This window comes from Clostridium sp. UBA5988 (assembly GCF_002435615.1).
Taxonomy (GTDB): domain Bacteria; phylum Bacillota; class Clostridia; order Clostridiales; family Clostridiaceae; genus Clostridium_J; species Clostridium_J sulfidigenes.
The window spans coordinates 65,549-85,763 of record NZ_DJBA01000027.1 but is presented as its reverse complement, the minus strand read 5'-3'; the positions used below and the strand labels follow the sequence as shown (position 1 = coordinate 85,763).

16 protein-coding genes and 1 tRNA gene are annotated in these 20,215 nt (G+C 31.5%); 15 read left to right on the top strand and 2 right to left on the bottom strand.

The window, feature by feature from the left end:
• The first annotated feature begins 48 nt into the window (after positions 1–48).
• On the top strand, positions 49–948 hold the full coding sequence (locus B3J31_RS06360; RefSeq protein WP_150843803.1) for an RluA family pseudouridine synthase: 900 nt from the start codon (positions 49–51) through the stop codon (positions 946–948).
• Between the two features lie 135 nt (positions 949–1,083).
• Here B3J31_RS06360 and B3J31_RS06355 read toward each other — a convergent pair whose 3' ends face one another.
• Positions 1,084–2,379: a D-alanyl-D-alanine carboxypeptidase family protein gene (locus B3J31_RS06355; RefSeq protein WP_346867858.1), complete on the bottom strand. Its 1,296-nt coding sequence runs from the start codon at positions 2,377–2,379 to the stop codon at positions 1,084–1,086.
• A gap of 143 nt (positions 2,380–2,522) precedes the next feature.
• Here B3J31_RS06355 and B3J31_RS06350 point away from each other — a divergent pair, with 143 nt between their 5' ends.
• The 9 genes from B3J31_RS06350 (at position 2,523) to holA (ending at position 13,569) form a co-directional block, all read left to right on the top strand.
• Positions 2,523–3,224, top strand: coding sequence for a helix-hairpin-helix domain-containing protein (locus tag B3J31_RS06350; RefSeq protein ID WP_346867859.1), 702 nt, complete (start codon positions 2,523–2,525; stop codon positions 3,222–3,224).
• Positions 3,225–3,332: 108 nt separating this feature from the next.
• Positions 3,333–4,361: a selenide, water dikinase SelD gene (selD, locus tag B3J31_RS06345; protein WP_346867860.1), complete on the top strand. Its 1,029-nt coding sequence runs from the start codon at positions 3,333–3,335 to the stop codon at positions 4,359–4,361.
• A gap of 50 nt (positions 4,362–4,411) precedes the next feature.
• Entirely contained in the window at positions 4,412–5,794 is a 1,383-nt protein-coding gene (selA, locus tag B3J31_RS06340) for an L-seryl-tRNA(Sec) selenium transferase (RefSeq protein WP_346867861.1), read from the top strand.
• A 76-nt stretch (positions 5,795–5,870) separates the two neighbouring features.
• Complete coding sequence (selB, locus tag B3J31_RS06335) at positions 5,871–7,778, top strand: selenocysteine-specific translation elongation factor (RefSeq protein ID WP_346867862.1); 1,908 nt, start codon at positions 5,871–5,873, stop codon at positions 7,776–7,778.
• A gap of 85 nt (positions 7,779–7,863) precedes the next feature.
• Positions 7,864–7,960 (top strand) — tRNA-Sec (locus B3J31_RS06330).
• A gap of 428 nt (positions 7,961–8,388) precedes the next feature.
• Complete coding sequence (locus B3J31_RS06325) at positions 8,389–9,060, top strand: hypothetical protein (protein WP_346867863.1); 672 nt, start codon at positions 8,389–8,391, stop codon at positions 9,058–9,060.
• A gap of 26 nt (positions 9,061–9,086) precedes the next feature.
• Entirely contained in the window at positions 9,087–10,613 is a 1,527-nt protein-coding gene (locus B3J31_RS06320) for a bifunctional diguanylate cyclase/phosphodiesterase (protein WP_346867864.1), read from the top strand.
• Positions 10,614–10,638: 25 nt separating this feature from the next.
• Positions 10,639–12,501, top strand: coding sequence for a ComEC/Rec2 family competence protein (locus tag B3J31_RS06315; RefSeq protein WP_346873793.1), 1,863 nt, complete (start codon positions 10,639–10,641; stop codon positions 12,499–12,501).
• Between the two features lie 57 nt (positions 12,502–12,558).
• Positions 12,559–13,569 (top strand): DNA polymerase III subunit delta, encoded by a 1,011-nt coding sequence (holA, locus tag B3J31_RS06310; protein ID WP_346867866.1) that lies wholly within the window; start codon positions 12,559–12,561, stop codon positions 13,567–13,569.
• Between the two features lie 61 nt (positions 13,570–13,630).
• Here holA and rpsT read toward each other — a convergent pair whose 3' ends face one another.
• Positions 13,631–13,897, bottom strand: a complete 267-nt coding sequence (rpsT, locus tag B3J31_RS06305; protein WP_035128853.1) for a 30S ribosomal protein S20 — start codon at positions 13,895–13,897, stop codon at positions 13,631–13,633.
• Between the two features lie 250 nt (positions 13,898–14,147).
• On the opposite strand from rpsT, the gene gpr reads away from it, so the two are divergent.
• The 5 genes from gpr (at position 14,148) to hemW (ending at position 20,151) form a co-directional block, all read left to right on the top strand.
• The gene (gene gpr / locus B3J31_RS06300) at positions 14,148–15,161 is read left to right on the top strand and encodes a GPR endopeptidase (protein WP_346867867.1); all 1,014 of its coding nucleotides are present in this window, start codon (positions 14,148–14,150) and stop codon (positions 15,159–15,161) included.
• Positions 15,162–15,244: 83 nt separating this feature from the next.
• A complete protein-coding gene (locus tag B3J31_RS06295; RefSeq protein ID WP_346867868.1) occupies positions 15,245–16,273 on the top strand; it encodes a stage II sporulation protein P in 1,029 nt (342 codons plus the stop codon).
• A 152-nt stretch (positions 16,274–16,425) separates the two neighbouring features.
• Entirely contained in the window at positions 16,426–16,710 is a 285-nt protein-coding gene (locus B3J31_RS06290) for a hypothetical protein (RefSeq protein WP_346867869.1), read from the top strand.
• A gap of 152 nt (positions 16,711–16,862) precedes the next feature.
• Positions 16,863–18,668: a translation elongation factor 4 gene (gene lepA / locus B3J31_RS06285; protein ID WP_150844382.1), complete on the top strand. Its 1,806-nt coding sequence runs from the start codon at positions 16,863–16,865 to the stop codon at positions 18,666–18,668.
• Between the two features lie 340 nt (positions 18,669–19,008).
• A complete protein-coding gene (hemW, locus tag B3J31_RS06280) occupies positions 19,009–20,151 on the top strand; it encodes a radical SAM family heme chaperone HemW (protein WP_346867870.1) in 1,143 nt (380 codons plus the stop codon).
• Positions 20,152–20,215 lie beyond the last annotated feature (64 nt).

Here is a 20,215-nt window from a genome sequence, read left to right as displayed (position 1 = left end):
CTCCTACACAAGGAGGCTTAAATATTTATAAATAGAGGTGACAAGAAGATGAGTGTTATTACATATAAGGTAGGAAAAGAAGGCCAGGATGTGAAGATAAGAGACTACATGAAGGAGAATTTAAATCTTTCCGGTAGATTCATTCGTGGTTCAGCTATGGATAGAAGGTTAAGAGTAAATGGTAAAGAAGTAAAGCTTAACTATAAACTTCAAGAAGAAGATGTTATTGAAGTTACAGTTAATGCAGAGGAAACCCAAAATATAGAAGGTGAAGATTTAAACATAAGGGTTATTTATGAAGATGATGATCTATTAATAGTTGATAAGCCCCCTTTTATGGTAGTTCACCCAACTAAAAGTCATCCTATGGGAACCTTAGCAAATGGAGTTATTCATCATTTTAGAAGTAATAATGATAATTCTATAGTAAGATTAGTTAGTAGATTAGATAGGGATACTTCTGGACTTATTATGATAGCTAAAAATCAATTTTCTCACATGAATTTAGCAAAATCCATGGAAAAGAATTTAATTAAAAAGTCTTATTTAGCTATAATTCATGGAAACCTTGAAAATCAACAAGGTACTATAGACCTACCTATAGGAAGACCTACAAATGAAACAATAAAAAGAGCAGTTTTAGAGGATGGTCAAAGAAGTATTACTCATTACAAGGTAAAAGAGAGTTATAAAGAGGGAACTTTAGTAGAATTGGTCTTAGAGACTGGAAGAACCCATCAAATAAGGGTACACTTAAGCTATGTAGGATGTCCTATATATGGAGAACAACTCTATAGTGATTTTAATGATGAAGAATTAATATCGCGTCAAGCCCTACATGCCTATGGTCTAACATTGCCACATCCTCGAAGTGGTGAGATATTAAACTTTGAAAGTGTTCTTCCAGAGGATATGACAAAGCTTATACATAACCTTCAATCCATGTAGAAAACTCATAGCTGGAGACCTAGTAGCTCTTTACTCCCAGGTTGAAAAAGATAGGTGTATTAGAGTTGGAAGTCATAGGATAAAGAAATGGTGCTTCATTAGTTAATAATGCAGCACCATTTATATTTTGGTAAATTAATATTTATTTTTGTATGAATTATAAGAAGAGAAAAGTTTTTTTCGTTTTTTGGCTAATCTTCTTTTCTTAATAATATATATAATAGCCAATATTAGAAGAATAATTCCTAAAACTATTCCACCTATAATCATAAATAGATTTTTATAGCTTATAGTGTTATCCTCTGTAGTAACTAAATTACCAACTACAGGAAGCACTTCTTCTTCATAATCACTACCACTTAAAACCTCACTACTATAGCTTTGACTATTATAATTAACTGCAACAGTGGTAATAGGCTCCCCCTTATTAAAAAATTTATTACTAAGAGTATCCTTATTAATTACTATGGATGGCTTTTCTTTAGAACTGTTATCCTTGGTATATAGTATGTCCTTATCAGCCAACAAAGGAATAATTGAACCATTAGTAGTTTCATAAGTACCTATTTCTTCACCTTTTGAAAAAGCTTTTTCAGTGGAAAAGTTTTTAAAGGCCCAATCAAAAAGTTTAGGAGTTTCATTATAATAGGCTTTATTTTCATCAAACAATATTGCTATTATAAATTTGTTATCACCTTTACCAGCAGAAGCTACAAAAGAATGACGAGATTCATCAGTATAGCCTGTTTTACCAGCAATGGCATCTGGATAATAGCACTGATAAGCATCGTGAAGTAGTCTATTATCGTTCCAAAGAGGTCTTTTTTCTTTAAAAATATTTGTAGGCTGTAAGAAAGTAGATTTAGTTTTAGATATTTCAATATATTTTTCATGGTTTAATAATTCTTTTTCCATAAGAGCTAAATCATAAGCTGTAGTTCTATGCTTATCATCATAAAGTCCATGAGGATTTACAAAGTTGGTATTTTTACAGCCAAGTTCCTTTGCGCGTTTATTCATTAATACAGCAAACTCTTCAATGGAGCCAGAGATATGCTCTGCTAGAGCAGCAGCACAATCATTTGCAGAAACCATTATTACTGAATATAACATTTCTTCTACAGTCATCTTTTCTCCTACATCTATATAGATTTTTGAACCCTCAATGGTAGGAGGAAATTCACCTACAGTTACAACTTCATCTAGATCACAATTTTCTAGAGTTAGAAGTACTGTCATTAGTTTTGTTGTAGATGCTGGTGGATAAGGCTTATTTTCATCTTTCCCATAGACCACTGCCCCAGTATTAGCATCCATAACTACCACGCTTTTACCAGTTATTGAAGGTGGGTCTGAGTATGCATATGCATTACTATAACTTAATAGGGTTATAGCGAAAAATGATAATATGATAAATAATAGCTTTTTCATAGAAATCTCCTTACTATACATATTTAATTTTTATCTAGTAACTTTTTTAACACATAATACATAATTATATCAAAAAAAAGTTGGAAGTACGATAATAATTTATAAAAAATATGGATAAAATGTTAATTGAGAGGTGTATTAAAGTGAAATTAAAAGAAAAAATAATTGGAGCATTATCCATATTAATACTTAGCATTATATTTTTGGTAGCAGGATATATAATTAATCATAATAAAGAAGAAGACTATAAAGAGGTATTCCTTGATGAACAACAATATTTCCAGGGGCAAAATTCAAAGGGGAATGGAGAAAATGAAAATAATGAGAATAAAGCGAGTAATAATAAAGCTGGTGAAAATCAAGAAAGTGAAAATCAAGAAAATATAAATGGTAGTAAAATAGTTGTAGATATAAAAGGTGCAGTGAAAGCTCCTAAAGAATATGAATTAAAAGCAGGTTCTAGAGTAAGAGACTTAATTGAAATAGCAGGGGGGCTAACACCGGAAGCTGATGAGGAAAAGATATATTTTTCTAAAATACTCGAAGATGAACAATGTATTAAAATATATAAAATAGGTGAAGAAGTACCAGATTCAGAAATTGAAGCTGAAGAACAGCAGGAAAAGGGTACAGGAGCTATAGATTCAAAAGGAAAAATAAATATAAATAAAGCAACAGTGGATGAACTAATGACCATTCCAGGTATTGGTCAAGTAAAAGCTCAAAGTATAGTAGATTACAGAAATGAAAATGGAAAGTTTAACTCCATAGATGAACTGACCAATATAACGGGTATAGGAGTAAAAACCTTAGAGAAATTGAGAGATAAGGTAGACATAAAATGAGTATTAGTATAGAATTATTAAAGAATTAGTATAATTTTTAATACTAAATAAAGTTAAATTTAATAAAAAATAGTGTTTGTTTTTATTATAAAATAAGGAGGTAAAACCATGTCAAAAAGATTAACAGAACTTTCAAAGACCTCTGGATGAGCAGCGAAAATAGGGCCGGAGACCCTTTCAAAAATACTAGACAAATTACCTAAAATGTCAAATGAAAACCTATTAGTAGGAATAGAAACTTCTGATGATGCAGCAGTTTACAAGCTAACAGAGGATATAGCAGCTATTCAAACCTTAGATTTCTTTACACCAGTGGTAGATGATCCTTATACCTTTGGAGCCATAGCAGCTGCAAATTCCCTAAGTGATGTTTATGCCATGGGAGGAAAGCCTACAGTGGCCATGAATATAGTTTGCTTTCCTAATTGCCTTAATATAGATATATTAGGAGAAATTTTAAAAGGTGGCGCTGATAAAGTCATAGAAGCAGGTGCCGTAGTGATTGGTGGACATACTGTTGAAGATGACGAACCTAAGTATGGGTTATCTGTTATGGGAATAGTACATCCTGAAAAGGTCCTTAAAAATCATGGTTGTAAGGTGGGAGACGTACTTATATTAACAAAGCCTATAGGTACAGGAATTGTTAATACAGCTATAAAGGCAGAAATAGCATCCAAGGAAGTATATGATGAAGCTGTAAAGGTTATGAGTACCTTAAATAAATATGCAGGTGAAATTATAGTAGATTACAACATAAATGCATGCACAGATGTTACTGGCTTTGGAATAATGGGTCATGGATATGAGATGGCATCAGCTTCTGATATCACTATAAAGTTATTTAAAGATAAAATTCCAGTGATTAAAGGTGCTAGAGAATATGCTGAGATGGGGTTAGTGCCTGCAGGAACTTATAACAATAAAGGATATTTAGATGGCAAGTATAAATTAGAGAATATTCCAGAATGGTTAGAGGATGCTTTATTTGATCCACAAACCTCAGGAGGTTTATTAATATCTACTCCTTCTGATCAAGTTCAGTCTATGATGGAAAGATTAATGAAGTTAGATATAAAACCTGCTATTATTGGTGAAGTAATTGAAAAGGGTGAAGTGCCTCTAGTGGTAGAATAGATAGTTGTAAAATTATTGGTATCTTATTAAAAATGCATGGGAGAAGTAAAATGAATAAGGAATTATTAAGAAAATTACCTAAGATAGATGAACTTTTAAAACTTCAATCAGTAAATAAGTTAATAGAAGAAAATTCTAGAACCATAGTTTTAGAATCCTTAAGGGAAGCAATAGAATTTTATAGAAATGGTATATTAAAAGGCAATGTAGATAGTTTAAACACAGAGCAAGTACTAGATTTTGCAGTTCATACTCTAGAAAGCAAAAACAAAATGCACCTAGAAAGGGTGATAAATGCCACAGGAACTGTTATACATACTAATTTAGGTCGTTCACTTTTAGGAAAAAAAGCTATAGAAAATGTGATAACAGTGGCAGGGAGCTATAATAATTTAGAATATGACATAGAAAGTGGGAAAAGAGGTTCTAGATATTCTCACATAGAAGAAATTATTAAAAAGGTTACTGGAGCAGAAGCTGCCATGGTAGTAAATAATAATGCAGCAGCTATAATGCTAGTACTAGATACCTTAGCAAAGGAAAAGGAAGTCATAGTTTCTAGAGGAGAACTAGTAGAAATAGGTGGCTCCTTTAGAATACCAGAAGTTATGAAGTTTAGTGGAGCTAAGCTAGTAGAAATAGGAACTACTAATAGAACTCATCTATATGATTATGAAAATAATATAAGAGAAAATACAGGAGTACTTTTAAAGGTTCATACCTCTAACTTTAAAGTTTTAGGCTTTACAGAAGGAGTGTCCTTAGAGCAGCTTGTAGAACTAGGAGAAAAGCATGAAATTCCAGTGGTAGAAGATATAGGTAGTGGAGTTCTTATAGACTTTGGTAAATATGGTTTTACCTATGAACCTACCGTCCAAGATAGCATAAAAAAAGGTATTGATGTAGTAACCTTTAGTGGGGATAAAATGCTAGGTGGTCCACAGGCGGGAATCATTGTTGGGAAAAAGAAATATATAGATAGAATGAAAAAGAATCAATTAACTAGGGCACTAAGGGTTGACAAAATGACTTTAGCAGCCTTAGAAGGTACCTTAAAATATTATATAGATGAAAAAGAAGCTATAGATAACATTCCATCTTTAAATATGATTTTGATGCCTAAGGAAGAAGTTAAGAAAAAATGTATACTTCTAAAGAAAAAGCTACAAAGTAAGACTCAGGGCTTTAAATTTTATATAGACAAAGGCGAATCCATGGTAGGTGGAGGGTCTATGCCTACAGAAAAAATTGAAACCTATGTAGTTAAAGTAACCAGTGAAAAATTTTCTCCAGAGGATATGGAGAAAAAACTTAGATTAGGGGGAACTCCACTAATAGCTAGGGTTTATAATGATGAACTAGTTTTAGATGGAAGAACCTTATTTAAAGAAGATTTTGATGAAATAGTACAATGTTTTAAGGCTATAGAGTAGATTAGATCACTCAGGTGGGTTACTACCTATCTGCTCTATTAGATAACAGAACCTTTGAAAGGATGAAGTAAAATAGATGAAGCATATAATTATAGGTACTGCTGGACATATTGACCATGGTAAAACTACCTTAATTAAAGCTCTTACAGGAAGGGAAACAGATACTCTACAAGAAGAAAAAAATAGAGGAATATCTATAAATTTAGGATTTACCTATTTTGACTTACCTTCAGGGAGAAGAGCAGGAATAATTGACGTACCAGGTCATGAGAAGTTTATTAAAAACATGTTAGCAGGAATAAGTAGTATAGATGTGGTGTTACTTGTAATAGCTGCTGACGAAGGAATAATGCCGCAAACCAGGGAACACTTTGAAATATTAAAACTTTTAAATATAAAAAAAGGTATAGTAGTGTTAACCAAGTCAGACTTAGTAGAAGCTGACTGGTTAGATATGATAAAGGAAGACATAAAGGAAGAATTTAAGGATACTTTTTTAGAAGATGCACCTATTCACGCAGTATCCTCTAAGACTAAAATGGGTTTTGAAGAATTAATTGTGGATATAGATAAATTAACTGAAGAAGTAGAAGCAAAGGATACAGAAGGTCATTTTAGATTACCAGTAGATAGATCCTTTAGTATAAGTGGTTTTGGTACAGTGGTAACTGGAACTATAATAAGTGGAAAGGTATCCCTAGGTGATACCGTGGAGATATATCCAGGTAAGGTTAAGGCCAAGGTTAGAGGAATAAGAGTCCATGATGTGCCTTCAGAACTTGGAGAAGCAGGACAGCGTTGTGCCATAAACCTTGCCAATATTAAGGTGTCAGAGGTACAAAGAGGTAATGTGGTAGCTAAGGAAGATATTATGGAGCCCTCTTTAATCATAGATTGTAAGTTGTACCATATAAAAACCGCTGAAAAGTCTATAGTAAATAGACAAAGGGTAAGGTTATATCATGGCACAGAAGAAATAATCTGTAGAATTATACCCTTAGATAAAGAAGAAATTAAACCTGGACAGTGGGCTTACGTTCAACTGAGATTAGAAAAGCCTATTACAGCGCAAAGAAATGACCGCTACATCATAAGAAGCTATTCTCCTATGAATACCATAGCAGGAGGTATAATAATAGAGCCTAATGCTAAAAAATCTAAGAAGGTTACAGCTGAGTATTTAGAAGAATTAAAACTAAAAGAAAGTGGTAAATCTACTAATATTTTAGAAAATACAGTGAAAAATTTAAGTGATACCTATCCAGATTCTTTAGCCATATTAAAGAGTCTTGGGAAGAACATGGATAACATAGAAGAGGAATTAAAAGTTTTAGAAGATCAAGGGATCATAATAAGATTAGGTGGACAGGATAATAGCATATTCATCCATAAAGATTTCTTAAAGGATAAAACTAAAGAATTAAAGGCACTAATAGAAGATTTCCACAAAAAGAATCCATTGAAATTTGGAATGTCTAAAGAAGAAGCTAAAAATAAAATATTTACTAAAAAATTAAAACAAAAGAATTATGATGAGATATTAAACATGTTAGTAGAAAAGAAAACATTAAAAGTTAGTGAAAAATTTATAGCTTTATATGATTTTAATGTAACCTTGAATAAAGAACAAGAAAGAATGAAGAACTTTATAATAAATGAATATAAAAAGTTAAAGTTTACCCCTCCTAAATATGTAGACTTAGCTCAAGGGGAAAAAGATAGAGCAGGATTTAAGATGGTATATGAACTTCTACTAGATAAGGAAATTTTAATTAAATTAAATGAAGACTGCACTCTTCTTAAGGAAGATTATGAAGAAGCTAAGAATAAGGTAAGAAATTATATTCTTGAAAATGGCTCTATATCAGCAGCTACCGCTAAAGAAATTTTTGAAAGTAACAGAAAATATACCATTGCTATCCTAGAACATCTAGATAGTATAAAATTCACTAAACGTGTAGAAAATGATAGAGTAATGTATTAATAGTGAAAAAAATCAAGTATTGATGATTTTAATACTTGATTTTTTATCTATTACATCTTATAATACCAAGTGTAGGAAGTAATATGGGAGTAGATAGGTGCTGGTGTGCCTGCCGGTCTTCAAAACCGAGTTGCCGTGCTAAGACCACGACGGGTGAGTTCGATTCTCACATATTCCCGCCAAAAAAACAATGGGCTAGCCCATTGTTTTTTCATTTTTGGAATGGGGTCAGACCCCCTCCCAAAAAAAGGGAGGGGGTCTGACCCCATTACTTTTTTTGGAAACCACCATGAACACAACAAATAGTTAACTAGTTAACTATTTATATAGTTTTATAGGTAAATAGTTAACTATATAAATAGTCATATAGTTACCTATGCAAATATTTCTATATTTACATATCACTTCATTGGTATATTCATACAATTTTACATTTACATACCCTATATTAACTTCAATGAAATTATAGATGAAAATATTTATTATATAAATAAAGGATTTTCATCCTAAAAAAAGAATAATAGTATTATATTTAGAATAAGAAGCTTATATTCTGTATGAGAAATAAGTTATATATTATATTTCTACGATTGTAAGGGAGAAATGGATTATGAAGAAAGTTTTGACAGTGGTATTAATAGCAATTTTATATTTATCCTATTTCGGAGCAACCGTTGTAAAATCGAATTTTTTTGGAAACATTTTATCTCCCATTGTAACTTTTATAGCAGCTTATTATGTTTTTAAAGGTTATTATATGGAGGAGAAAAATAAGACATTAAAAACTTCAGGATTATTTTTGGCTCTAAGTATTTTTAACTGGGCTGTCTTTGATGTTATGTGGGCAGTGGAAGCTATGATTCTGAAAATTAATCCAGAACAAGTTAGTGCTATAGTAAGTGGGTATTCATTGACTAATTTACTGTTGCTATGTTCCTTAATTATAGGTGGATATCATCAATTTAAAAAATGGAATGTAACCCAGGTTTTAATAGATACTGTTGCAATAACAATCTGTACTATGACTTTAGTTTGGGTTATATTTTTTAATACTGATATGCAAAATGCAATAATTATGAAAAGTGATTGGATTTTTATGATTTGTGTATTTGTAGACTTTTTAATATTTATATGGGTTGCTAGTTGGTTCTTGTCTATAAGAAAAGGAAAAATACCTTTATATTTAAGGGTTACAGCTGGTTCATATATACTCTATATAGTTTTTGATATTATTTATTATTATGAATATTTTTACAGCCTATATGAGCCAATTCATTATTAGATGCTGCATATGTAATTGCTTTTGGAGTGGCAGCTATAGGGTCAATTATTAAAATTAATACTCAACATAAGATAGAACCTACTGAATTCATGAATAGTGGTAGAAATAAAAAGGGGCTTTTATTATTAACTGCTCCAATAATTTTAATCCTATTTAAAGGCGTGCAGTTAGAATATTTATTATTAATGCCTATAGTTATTACCTTTTACTATATACATTCAAATCATATTCAAACCAATATACTTAAAGAAGAATTATTAAAAAATGAAAAGCAATTAAATTTAAAGTTGGAAAGCAAGGTTCAGGAAAGAACAAAAGAGTTAAATGATTTGATAAACAAAGATGTAGTTACAGGATTACATAGTAGGAGATATTTTCTTCAGCAGATAGATAAAAATATTAATAATCTGAAGAAAGATGAAAATATTATTCTTTTTTACATTGATTTAAATAAATATAAAATGCTAAAGACCATGTTTGGTAATTATATTGGAGAAGAAGTATTATTGGAAATAGGAAAGAGACTTAAAGAGTATGTTTACAGAGAAGAAGATATTTTAGCTTCCTTTGGTGAAGATGTTTTTGTTTTTGCTAAGGAAGGTTCCTATACCTACGGAGATGGACTAGAAATGGCTAAAAATCTTATACATGCCTGTAGTGACATATATACCATTGAAGAGTATGATATACGAGTTACTCTAAATATAGGAATATCTATATATCCCCTTGATGCAAAAAATAGAGAGGAATTAATAAAACATGCAGATATAGCCATGCTACAAGCTAGGCTATTAGGATTTAATAGGGCAATGGTCTTTACCCAAAAACTAGGAGAATTAGCATTTGCTAAAAATGAAATTGAAATTATGCTTAAAAAAGCTGACTTGAATGAAGAATTTCAATTGTATTATCAGCCTCAAGTATCTATTGAAGATGAAAGTATTATAGGCTTTGAGGCACTTATACGATGGCAAAGAAATGATGGAACATTTATTTCACCTGGTGAATTTATTCCCATTGCAGAGGAAACAGGATTTATAATTCCCATAGGATATTGGGTTATGGAAAATGCAATGGCACAGCTATCCCAGTGGAAGAAAAAAACTAATAAACACCTTAGAATGGCAATTAATGTTTCTGTAAGACAGTTAAAGGATAATAGTTTCATTATAAAATTAAAAGAAATCATGGAAAGATATCATATTACACCTGAAGAAGTAGAAGTTGAAATTACGGAGACTTTAGAATTGGAAGAAGATATAAAAGTTAAAGATACATTGCTAAAGATTAATGCAATGGGTATTTCAATAGCTGTTGATGACTTTGGAACTGGATATTCCTCTTTATATTATTTAAAGCAGTTACCAGTAGATAGAATAAAAATAGCAAAACCTTTAGTAGATCTAATAGATAAGGATAACTATGATTACGCAATCGTTAAGGCTGTAATTACCGTTGCTAAAGCCATAGGGGTTCCTGTAATAGCTGAAGGAGTTGAAAGAAAAGAACAATTGGAATGTTTAAGAAAATTACAATGTGATGAGATTCAGTGATATTACTTTGCAAAGCCAATGCCAGATGAAGAAATATATAAAAATTGGTTATAAAACTGAATTACAATTTATTACTTTGGCAATGATACTACAGGGTGATATTATGGATAAATCCATGGTTCAGATATGTTTGGCAGGGATTTTTGGATGTACTATATACTTTTTATATAGCTACATGGGAATTTTACCAGCGGTAGTTTTTATAGTAATTTATGTACTTTTACTTAAAAAAGATTTTAAGAAACCCCTAGCTTTTATAGTTATGGGGTTTTCTATGTTGTTTTTTATAAACTGCATTATATATTTTTATTCCATGGATCTAGGGGAAAATATTAAGTGCAGAATCGTGGAGGAAGGGAAGGATTACTATATTGGTAGTCTTCAAAATAAAAGAATTAAAATTTTTCCTAAGAACAAGGAGATTCAATTGGGAAGGCAGTACATATTAAAAGGAGAATTTCATAGAAAGGTAGATTATAGTAAAGGAATTGTAGGAGAGTATAACCTAATAGCTTCAAAGCCTTTAAAGGAAGATTTAATATACAAGGGATACTTGATAAAAAGTCATCTTTATAATAAGCTTTTAGCTGTTACTGATGAAGAAGGAGCTGCTATTATACTAGCAGTAAGTGGTGGCGATGATAGCTATATTGATTATGATAAAAGAGAAGAATTCAATGCTTTAGGTATATCTCATATAATAAGTGTATCAGGACTTCATGTATCCTTAATTTATGTAGTACTTCAAAGTATAATTGGATATAAACTAGCTTTAATAGTTCTTTTCTTTTATGTTATATTTACTGGAGGAAAAAGCTCTACTTTTAGAGCCTTTATAATGATATTATTGCTGGTATTAGGCCCTAAGGTGAAAAAGACCTATGAAGGTATATCAGCCTTAGCCTTTGCAGCATTTTTACTTCTGTTAATAAAACCCTACTACATATTAGATATAGGTTATGTACTTAGCTTTTTAGCCGTATTAGGAATCCTCACTTTAAATAATAAAATTAAAAGGAAATTTTATAAACTCCCCAATTTTATAGCTACATCTCTTAGTTTAACCTTTAGCTCTATGATTTTTACTACACCCTATATAATAATGAGATTTAATGCTGTGAGTTTAGGTGGACTTATTTCTAATCTATTTTTGATTCCCTTTTACACCTTCCTATTAGTTTTAGGTAATCTTCTACTTATATTTATTAAGGTTCCAACGGTGTTTAATCTTTTATCCCTCATTACTAACTCAGTGCTACTTATAATTAATACCATGGAGGATTTCTTAGTTAATCTTTTGCCCGTACCCTTAGAATTTACTTACATAGAAGGGGTTATGATTCTCATATTATACCTAAGTTATATTCTTATAAGAAGAGGGGTGAAGTCTTTAAGATACTTGCCTATATTACTATTTCTTTTAACTATAAAGCAGCAATATATAATTTACCCGGAAATAAATTTTATAGGGGGTAAAAAGGCTGATATTGTAGAAATAAACTATGGTACCAGAAAAGTAATGGTATGTATGGAAAAGGTGAAGTTGAAATATGTCTATGAAAATTATGAGGGATTAGATAGAATCTATGATGAATTTGAAGAAGAGCTAACCTTAAAACTATCAAAGCATTGCAGTATAGATGTAGAAGATAAAGATGGAGTTCTCTCTTTACAAATAAATCATAGGGGTAAAATCAGCAATATAATTATAGACAAGGAATATGAAAAAGAAGCCACTCAATGCTGTTATAAAAGCAATTCTTCATCAACAAGTCCAAACTGTGATATAATAAGGATTAACAGAAAAAGAGAAGGAATTATTCTAGGACATTATTATGAAAACTATAAACTCATAGGTGGAGAATTATATCATAATTATGTTCACTAGAATAAGTATTATGCTGAAATAAGTATTATACTGAATTAAAGAGTGGAGGAATTTTTCTTGATAACCTTAGAACAACTTGAAAAACACATAAAAGAAAATAAACTAAAAAATTGTTATATACTTTGTGGTTCTGATGAAGGACTTATAAAGACATCTATAAAAAAAATAAGAAATTTAAAGATAGATGAAAGTTTTGCTGATTTTAACTATACAAGAATTTCTGGAGATAAACTAGATGTAGATACTTTAATAAATAATTGCGAAACTATACCCTTTATGAGTGAATATAGAATGGTAGAAATCTTTAGAGCTAACTTTTTAAGAGATAAGGGAGAAGATATAGATAGCCTTAGAAACTATCTTAAGGATATTCCTCCTTATACCTTTTTAATTATGTACTATGTCTTTGAAGATGATAGAGAAAAACTTAGTAATAAGGTTAAGAAACTTCAAAATGTATGTGAGGTTGTAAAAGTTGATAAACTAAAGGGCATGGGCCTTCAAAGTAAAGTAAAAGCCATCTTTGAAGAAAAGGGAAAGTCCATAGGAAAAAGTGAAGTTGGATACTTTTGCTCCATCATAGAAAATAACATGAACATAGTAGATAACGAGATAGAGAAGCTTATTTTATATACTGAAGGAAGGGAGATAACTAGAGAAGATATAATAAAGATGTGTCCCTATGAAAAGGAGAATGATATATTTAATTTAGTATCCTATCTTTCAGAAAGAAATATAAAGGCAGCCATAGATACTTTAAATCAATTGATATATAGGGGTGAAAAACCACCTAAAATATTATCTATGATAGAGCGTCAATTTAAGCTTTTATTTGCCATAAGAATAAAGATTGGAAAAGGGATTAGAAAAGAAGACATAGTAAAGGAATATAACTTAAATCCCTATATTGCAGATAAGATGATAGTTCAAAGCAAAAAGTTTTCTCAGGAAGCTCTAAAGAAGAATATAGAAAATTGCATTGAAACGGAAAGTGAAATAAAAAGTAAATCTGTAGATCAAAAGAATGCCATTGAAATGCTTATGGTAAAGACCATGATGAATAAATAAAAAGGTCAAAATTTAATATATGCAAAAAAATAAATAACCGGTGAATACACCGGTTTATTTATTAAGCAGATAATCCATTTAACTTAGCTGCTAATCTAGATTTTTTCTTAGCTGCTTTATTCTTATGTATTATGCCTTTAGAAGCAGCCATATCAAGGGCTTTAACTACAGTTTTAAAGCTTTCTTGAGCAGCAGCAACGTCATTGCTAGCTAGAACAGCTTCAAATTTCTTTATAGTTGTCTTTAAAGAAGACTTTATCATAGTGTTTCTCATAGTCTTAGCTTGAGTAACTTTGATTCTTTTTTTAGCTGACTTAATGTTTGCCATTATTAATTCACCCCCTTGTATTTTTATCAATCTCTCAGCGGCAGCTTTGGGGAAGTCTGCTTACGAGTTTCATATAACAAAAGCTATTATAACATTAAATTTTACGTACTTCAAGTAGAATTTACCTTTAACATATTAGAATTTACCTTTAACATATTAGTATATGAAAGAAACTTTGGGAAAAGATAAATATAAATACTAATGTATATAGGAATGATATGAAAAATACCATAAATGAGGTGTAATGATTATGATGAAGGAAAGCAAGTCTAAGGATAAAGAAGAAGTAGTTTACAGTGTAAGGACAGATTTAGCGTTAGAAGCTAAAGAGATTTATAGTGAAAATAATCCTGGAAAATTATCAGGAGTAAAATCGGAGGAATACATAGATAATAACGTTAGAGTTACTGCTGTAAAAATATTAGATGAAGAAGGAGCTAAAAACATAGGAAAACCTATTGGTGAATATATCACCTTAGAATTTCCAGAATTCGTATACTATGATGGTGAGAGAATAATAGATGTAAGTGAAGTTATGGCTAAAGAGTTATCAAATCTCATAAATCTAAATGAAGATATGGTAGCTTTAGTGGTAGGGTTAGGTAACTGGAATATCACTGCTGATGCCGTAGGACCAAAGGTAGTGTCAAAGATAATGATAAGCAGACACTTAAAAGAATATGTTCCAGATAGCATTGATGAGGGAGTAAGACCAGTGTGTGCTATATCCCCCGGTGTCTTAGGACTTACAGGTATGGAAACCAGCGAAATTATAAAGGGTATAGTAGATAAGGTAAAACCTAGTGTAATAATTTGTATAGATGCTCTTGCTTCTAGGAAAACACAGAGGGTAAATAGAACTATACAGCTAGGTAATACAGGTATATCTCCAGGAGCAGGAGTAGGAAATAGAAGGTTAGAGCTCAGTGAAAAGACATTAGGAGTTCCTGTAATAGCCATAGGAGTACCTACAGTGGTAGATGCAGGAACTATAGCTAATGACACCATAGACTTAGTTTTAGAAAGCTTAATCAAGTCTTCAACTAAGGGAGGTGCCTTTTATAGCATGCTTAAGGAAGTTGACAGAGATGAAAGACAAACATTGATTAGAGAGGTTTTAGATCCAGAATTAGGAGGCATGGTAGTAACTCCTAAAGATATTGATAAAGTAATAGATAGTGTATCTAAAATAATTGCAAATGGCATAAACATAGCCCTTCAACCAGCTTTAACCTTAGATGATATAAATACCTATTTAAACTAAAGTAATAAAATTTATTCCCCCCTCATATAAATTATTAAAGTAATTAATTATACCTATGTATAACTCAAACAGGGGGGGATACGGTGAATAACAAAAGTAAGACAGATGCTGGAAAGTATTGTTCTAGAGCTATCCTTGCAATAATTGCAGTAGTCATGGTGATATCTATAGGTTTATCTAGGTCTACCCAAGCCTTAGATGATGATAACTTAGAAAGCATCAATAGAACTAATTTTTTTATGAAGCTCATAGGGCAAAGTGTCAGTACTTTAAAGCCAGCAGTAAATAAGGATGATACAAAATTTGTAGGTAATTTTACCTTGAATCCTTTGGATATAGTTAGAAAGGAAATAAGCTTTTTAGACGAAGAAAATTTAAGGGATAAAAATGCTCTTGAGAATGTGAAGGAACATGCTAAGGTAGTAAAGAAAATTACAATAAATCCTTTCGAACTAAAAGATACGGACATAAATAAGTTTCAGGAAGGGGTAGATGTAGTTGGTGATCCTAAAGATAATTCTAAAAAGAAGATATTAATATATCATACTCATACTAATGAAGCTTATGCAGAAGGGAATAATGGATTATCTACCACCGTAGCAGGGGTTGGGGATGTTCTTACTTCTGAATTAGAAAAATTAGGTTTTACAGTTGTCCATGATAAAACAATCCATGATAAGGCTGACTATAATAGAGCTTATCATGCTTCTAGAGAAACCATAGGTAAAAATATAAGTAGTTATGGAGAGTTTGATTTAATAATAGATCTTCATAGAGATGGTGGTCCTAGAAAAGAAGATGTTACTGGAAACATAAAGGGCGAGGATGTTGCAAAGCTTATTTTAGTAACAACTAAGCAGGATCCTAAATATCCTAAGCATATAGAAAATGTTAAATCCATAGTTGCTATAGCAAATAAGCTTTATCCAGGGTTATATAGAGAGAGAAGCATTTCAGCCTTTGACCATGGAGGTATTTTATTTTATAACCAAGATTTAAGTGATAATGCCATACTTATGGAGGTTGGAGCAGATACAAACAAATTACAAGAAGCTAAAAACTCTATGAAATATATGAGTATAGTTTTTGCACAGTATTTAAATTCTAAGTAAGGCATCTGAAAATAAATAAATAGACGAGGATTCTGACTTATTTATTTTTTGAAGATGCCTAAGAGAGAATAAAAATATAAGAAAAAGTACATCATTAAATGTGAGGTACTTTTTTTATTTTGAGCACCTATAGGTAAAGGAGAAAAGAGAAGATGAATAGTAAGACACTAAGGACAGGAATATGCAAGTTTTTAATAATAATTTCAGTAGGATTTATGATATACGGAATTTTAGTGGTAAATATGAATTTACCTCAGGTGGTGAGACAAAGCTCTAGTTTTTATGTAAGCTCTAATGACAGGGATTCAAAGGTTAATATAAAAATAGGGGAATTTAATATAATCCTTAATGGTCAGCCCTTTAAGAATTTTGTTAAAGGCACTAAGGTTATAGGAGATACTATTAAGGAACTAATATTGCCATCCAATGAAACTTAAAAGTTAACATTATAAAGTATATTGACAAGGAACCTTTATTTTATGGTATAATTTATGTTGGTTTATTATCTAACTAAGTATAGTTGATAATTAGATTAGAAAAGGTGACTTTAATAAAGAGTTAATATAAATTTACGGGGGTATTTGAGTAGATGCAAACTAACAGACAAAAACACATAAGAAATTTTTCTATAGTAGCACATATAGATCACGGCAAGTCTACTTTAGCAGATAGATTACTTGAAAAAACAGGTACTTTAACAGCTAGGGAAATGGAAGCCCAAGTACTAGATAACATGGAATTAGAAAGAGAAAGAGGAATTACAATCAAAGCTCAAGCAGCAAGACTTATACATAGAACAGAAGAGGGCGAAGAGTATATTTTAAATCTAATAGATACTCCAGGTCACGTAGACTTTAACTATGAGGTTTCTAGAAGTTTAGCAGCTTGTGAAGGAGCTGTATTAGTTGTGGATGCAACTCAAGGTATACAAGCACAGACCCTTGCAAACTGTTACTTAGCCTTAGATCATGACCTTGAAATTGCTCCAGTTATAAACAAAATAGATCTTCAAAGTGCAAGACCAGATGAGGTTAAGCAAGAAATTGAAGATGTTATTGGAATTCCAGCAGAGGATGCACCATTAATATCTGCTAAAACAGGGTTAAATATTGAGGATGTAATCAAAACTGTTATAGATAAAGTGCCAGCACCAGAAGGAGATGAAGAAGCTCCTCTTAAGGCTTTAATCTTTGACTCTTACTATGACTCATATAAAGGTGTAGTAACTTACATCAGAGTATTTGATGGGGTAGTAAAGCCAGGAACTAAAATCAAATTAATGAACACTAATAAAGTTTACGATGTAACTGAGGTAGGAGTATTTACTCCAGGTCCATTAAAGGTGGATGAACTTAGAGCTGGAGACGTTGGATACCTAAGTGCAGCTATTAGAAATGTAAAAGATGCTAGAGCTGGAGATACCATCACAGAAGCAGGAAGACCAGCAGCTAATCCGTTAGAAGGATATAGACCGGCTATACCTATGGTATTTAGTGGTATATACCCTGTAGATGGAGCTAAATATGAAACCTTAAAGGAAGCTCTTGAAAAGCTACAGCTTAACGATGCAGCCCTATCCTTTGAACCAGAGACATCTATAGCTCTAGGTTTTGGATTCAGATGTGGATTTTTAGGATTACTTCATATGGAGATAATTCAAGAGAGGATAGAGAGAGAGTTTAATCTGGATATAATTACCACTGCACCTTCCGTTGTTTACAAGGTAGCTAAAACTGATGGGGAAATTATAGAGATTACAAACCCTACTAATCTACCAGAACCAAGTGAAATATCCTATATGGAAGAGCCAGAAGTTAAGGCTTCAATAATATCACCTTCAGATTATGTAGGAGCAATCATGGAGTTATGCCAAGAGAAGAGAGGAACCTTCATAGATATGCAATATATCGAAGAAACTAGAGTTGTAATTAACTATGATATTCCACTTAATGAAATAGTCTATGATTTCTTTGATGCTTTAAAATCTAGAACTAGAGGATATGCATCCTTTGACTATGAACTTAAAGGATATAAGAGAACTCAACTTGTTAAGCTTGACATACTTCTTAATGGAGATGTAGTGGATGCACTATCTATGATAGTTCCAGCAGATAGAGCTTATCACAGAGGAAGATCCATGGTAGAAAAGCTTAAGGAGATCATTCCAAGACAAATGTTTGAAATTCCAATTCAAGCAGCCATAGGAGCTAAAATAATAGCTAGAGAAACTGTAAAAGCTATGAGAAAAGACGTACTTGCTAAGTGTTACGGTGGAGATATCTCAAGAAAGAAAAAACTTCTTGAGAAACAAAAAGAAGGTAAGAAGCGAATGAGACAAGTAGGAAGCGTTGAAGTTCCACAAGAAGCATTCATGGCAGTACTTAAAGTTGACTAATGAAACTTCTAAAAATTCTTCTCCATGCCAAGGTTAATCCCTAGGAAACTAAATTTCATTAAGAAATTCTAAGTCTCCGCTTTTATAAAATTACCTACCCTCACCATTCGCCGTCATGGCTCAGGGTTCGGCTCTTGCCATCGTGGCAAGAATTACGGTAATTTTATAACGCTCCGACTAAGAATTTCTAAAATGAAATTTATGATTGTTTCTACGGTGATTACCTTTTGGCATTACGAAGAATTTTCAGAAGTTAATAAAGTAAACATAAGTTCCACTAAATAATATAGCCATATTATTTAGTGGATATAAAGATAGTGGATATTAAAGGAGAAGAAAAATGGATACAGTAGGATTAAATACAGTGGGATTATATATTCATATACCCTTTTGTAAGATGAAATGTCATTACTGTGATTTTCCTTCCTATAGTGGTAAAGAAAGTTTAATGATAGATTATGCTAAGGCATTGAGTGAGGAAATTAAAGTTTCTTGCCAGGATAAAATTATAAGCACCATATTTATAGGTGGGGGAACTCCCACCTATTTGTGCATTGATGGATGGAAAATTATAGAAAAAGCCCTGGAGGGATTAAAGAGGATAGAGGAAGGTTTTGAGTTTACCATAGAGGGAAATCCTAAGACCTTTAATGAGGAGCAGCTAAAAATTTTTAAGGCTATGGGTGTAAATAGAATTTCTATGGGCCTTCAAGCTGTTCAACAGTGTCACCTTACTTCACTTGGAAGAATCCATTCCCTTGAGGATTTTAAATATAGCTATGAAATGTTAAGGAATTTTGGTTTCAATAATATAAATGTAGATTTAATGTTTGGACTTCCAAATCAAAGTTTAGCTCAGTGGAAGGAAACTTTAAGTCAGGTTGTAGAGTTAAAGCCAGAGCATATTTCTTGTTACAGCTTAATCATAGAAGAAGGAACTAAGTTTTATAATCTTTATGAAAAGGATAAATTAATTTTACCTGATGAAGATGTGGAAAGGGACATGTATGCTGAAGCTATTAATTTTTTAGCGGTAAAAGGATATCACCAGTATGAGATTTCCAATTTTGCAAAGGATGGATTAGAGTGTAGGCATAATAAAATATATTGGAATTTAGAAAATTATATTGGTTGTGGCTCATCTTCCCATTCCTATGTTAATGGCATTAGGTATAGAAATGAAGAAAAAATAGAAACCTATATAATGTCTATGGAAAATAAAAGTTCTGCAGTGGTAGAGAGTAATGAAAATTCCTTAAAGGATGATATAGAAGAGTTCATGTTCTTAGGATTAAGAAAAATAGAAGGTATAAGTATAGAAGAATTTAAAAGAAGGTTTAACATCTCCATTTTTGAAAAATATAAAGATGTAATAGATAAGTATGTAAAGTTGGATTTATTAAATTTAAAAGGAGATAGATTATACCTTACTAAAAGAGGCATAGAACTGAGTAATCAAGTGATGGCAGATTTTATCCTCTAATACTCCATCTTATTAAATTTAAGAGTGAAGAGCTGCTATGTCCCTAGATAATAATTTTGTAAAT

Excerpts from the sequence above, each read along its gene's own strand:
- B3J31_RS06325 (WP_346867863.1), top strand. The coding sequence starts at position 8,389 with ATGAAGAAAGTTTTGACAGTGGTATTAATAGCAATTTTATATTTATCC.
- B3J31_RS06290 (WP_346867869.1), top strand. The coding sequence starts at position 16,426 with ATGAATAGTAAGACACTAAGGACAGGAATATGCAAGTTTTTAATAATA.
- lepA (WP_150844382.1), top strand. The coding sequence starts at position 16,863 with ATGCAAACTAACAGACAAAAACACATAAGAAATTTTTCTATAGTAGCA.
- rpsT (WP_035128853.1), bottom strand. The coding sequence starts at position 13,897 with ATGGCAAACATTAAGTCAGCTAAAAAAAGAATCAAAGTTACTCAAGCT.
- gpr (WP_346867867.1), top strand. The coding sequence starts at position 14,148 with ATGATGAAGGAAAGCAAGTCTAAGGATAAAGAAGAAGTAGTTTACAGT.
- selA (WP_346867861.1), top strand. The coding sequence starts at position 4,412 with ATGAATAAGGAATTATTAAGAAAATTACCTAAGATAGATGAACTTTTA.
- B3J31_RS06360 (WP_150843803.1), top strand. The coding sequence starts at position 49 with ATGAGTGTTATTACATATAAGGTAGGAAAAGAAGGCCAGGATGTGAAG.
- B3J31_RS06315 (WP_346873793.1), top strand. The coding sequence starts at position 10,639 with ATGAAGAAATATATAAAAATTGGTTATAAAACTGAATTACAATTTATT.
- selB (WP_346867862.1), top strand. The coding sequence starts at position 5,871 with ATGAAGCATATAATTATAGGTACTGCTGGACATATTGACCATGGTAAA.
- hemW (WP_346867870.1), top strand. The coding sequence starts at position 19,009 with ATGGATACAGTAGGATTAAATACAGTGGGATTATATATTCATATACCC.
- B3J31_RS06355 (WP_346867858.1), bottom strand. The coding sequence starts at position 2,379 with ATGAAAAAGCTATTATTTATCATATTATCATTTTTCGCTATAACCCTA.